The sequence below is a fragment of the Streptomyces sp. SM1 genome, from assembly GCF_002910825.1.
GTDB classification, from domain to species: domain Bacteria; phylum Actinomycetota; class Actinomycetes; order Streptomycetales; family Streptomycetaceae; genus Streptomyces; species Streptomyces okerensis.
Genome location: NZ_NEUB01000549.1, coordinates 1 through 2,460, shown reverse-complemented (window position 1 = coordinate 2,460; position 2,460 = coordinate 1). Strand labels below are relative to the sequence as shown.

Genomic DNA, 2,460 nt, shown 5'->3' with positions numbered 1-2,460 from the left:
GCCGAGCTCACCGCCGCGCTGCTCGGCGCCGGCATGAGCCCGTCCGAGGCGGCCCTGGTCGAGGGCGCCCCGATCGAGGTGTGGCACTCGCTGCTCGCCGCCCTCGCCGCGTACGAGGTCCGCCCGTACCCCGGTCACGTGCACCTGGTGGTGGGCGGCGAGGCCGCCGGACTGCCACGCGGCCGCACCATGCCCGGCCTGGACGTCGACTACGACACCTACGTCGCACGCTGGCGCGAGGTGGCCGGCGGCGGACTCACGCTGCACATCAGCGACGGCGACCACATGTCGATGATGGCCGAGCCCCGGGTGCGCGGCATCGCCCGCCTGCTCACCGGCATCGCCGAGGCCCGCGATGCCCGCGCCGCCGGACCCGGCGCCCCCACCACCGGGCGCTCCGCGACGGGAGACACCCGATGACCACCCACGCCCCCCGCTTCACCGAGCGCTACCTGCTCTCCCCGGACATGATCGCCGACCCCTACGGTCACCTCGACGCCCTGCGCGAGCACGCCCCCGTCCACTGGAGCCCCCTGCACCACGCCTGGCTCGTCACCGGCTACGACCAGGTGATGCGCTGCCTGCGCGACCCCGCGGTCTCCGCCGACCGGGTGCGGCCCCTGATGGACGCCGTCCCGCAGGGCGCCCGCGACGACGCCGAACGGGCCTTCACGATCCTCTCGCGCTGGATGGTCTTCAACGACCCGCCCCAGCACCGCAGACTCCGCCAGGTCTTCCAGGAGGCGTTCGCGGCACGTGCCGTGGCCCGCTACCGCGCCTTCACCGAGAAGGCGACCCGGGCCGTCCTCGCCCGCAAGGCCGTCCCCGGCCGCACCGGCGACCTCCTGGCCGACGTCGCCAAACCGCTGCCCGCCCTGGTGTTCGCCCGCTGGCTCGGCATCCCGCCCACCGACGGTCCCTCCTTCTGGTACTGGAACACCCGCGTCGCAGACCTCGTCCTCGGCACCGCCCAGGAGGAGAGCGAGTACCGGGCCTCCCTCCAGGCGCTGGTGAGCCTCGAGGACTACCTCGGCGCCCTCGTCGCCCGGCGCCGCGCCGAACCGGGCGACGACCTGATCAGCCAGGTCCTCCAGGAGGGCCGGGTCGGCGACTCGGTCAGCGTCGAGGAGTTCACCGGGATGCTCACCCAGATGGCGTTCGCCGGCGGGGAGACCACCAGCAACCTCATCGCCAACACCGTCCTGGCCCTGCACACCCACCCCGGCCGGCTGGCCGCCGTCCGGGCCGAACCCGAGCTGGCACAGACGGCGGTGGAGGAGACCCTGCGCCTGGACGGCCCCTCCAAGATGTCCATCCGCACCGCCGCCCGCGACCTCGACCTGGACGGCCACACCCTGCGCGCCGGGGACCGGATCTTCCTCGTCACCGCCGCCGCCAACCGTGACCCGGCCCGCTTCCCCGACCCCGGCCGGTTCGACGTCCGCCGCTCCGGCGCCACCCACCTCGGCTTCGGCTTCGGCGCCCACTTCTGCATCGGCGCGGCCCTGGCCCGCCTGGTCGCCGTGACCGCCGTCCGCACGCTGGTCTGCGACCACCCCGGACTGACCCTCACCGACCCCGGCCGCCCGGCCTGGCAGCCCTCCCTGCTCAACAGGGGCCTCACCGCACTGCCCGTCCGCTACTGACCGGACCCCGGTCCGACGAAAGGCACCCCATGGCCACCACCCTCGCCGACGCCGGCCGCCCACGCCTGTGGGCGCCCGTCCGGCACCGGTCCTTCCGGCTCCTGTGGACGGGGCAGGCGCTGTCCCTGCTGGGCGACGGCTTCAGCGTCGTCGCGTTCTCCTGGATCACCCTCGGCCTGACCGGCTCCACCCTCACCCTCGGCTACGTCCTGGCCTTCCAGGCCGTCCCCCGCGCCCTGTTCACCCTGGTCGGCGGCAGTCTCGGCGACTCGATGTCCCCACGCACCCTCATGGTCGCCTCCAGCTGGACGAGGGCCGCCCTGATGACGGCCGTCGGTGTCGCCGGGCTCACCGGCGACCTGACCGTGTGGATGCTGTGCGCCGCGGCCGCCGCCTTCGGCACCGTCGACGCCTTCTTCCAGCCCGCCCGCGTCTCCATCCTGCCCTCGGTCGTCGACGACGAACTGCTCACCCCGGCCAACGCGCTGATGGGAGCCGGCGCGCGGACCGCCGCCATCATCGGCCCCGCCATCGGCGGCCTGGTCATCGCGCTGACCCGGGCCCCGGTCGCCTTCCTCGTCGACGCCGCCTGCTTCGCCCTGTGCGGGCTGTGCGTGGCCCGCGTCCGCACCCGACCCAGGAAGCCCCGCACCGGCACGGACGGCACACCCGAGAAGCAGGCGTCCCTCGCCGCCCGCATCCGCGAGGGCATCACGTACACCGCCCGCGACCCGCGGCTGCGGACCGTCGTCGCCCTCGACACCGCCGTCAACTTCTGCTACGCCGGGCCCTTCACGGTCGGCTTCGTCACCCT

3 protein-coding genes are annotated in these 2,460 nt (G+C 74.5%); all 3 read left to right on the top strand.

The genetic code is table 11. The features are described 5' to 3' along the window. Positions 1–420: hypothetical protein (locus B9S61_RS13525; protein WP_146064823.1), on the top strand; the 420-nt coding region annotated here is incomplete at its 5' end. After that, positions 417–1,646 (top strand): cytochrome P450, encoded by a 1,230-nt coding sequence (locus B9S61_RS13520; protein WP_103542483.1) that lies wholly within the window; start codon positions 417–419, stop codon positions 1,644–1,646. The genes B9S61_RS13525 and B9S61_RS13520, both read left to right, overlap by 4 nt. A 29-nt stretch (positions 1,647–1,675) precedes the next feature. Then, on the top strand, positions 1,676–2,460 hold a 785-nt coding region (locus B9S61_RS13515; RefSeq protein WP_146064822.1), incomplete at its 3' end, for an MFS transporter.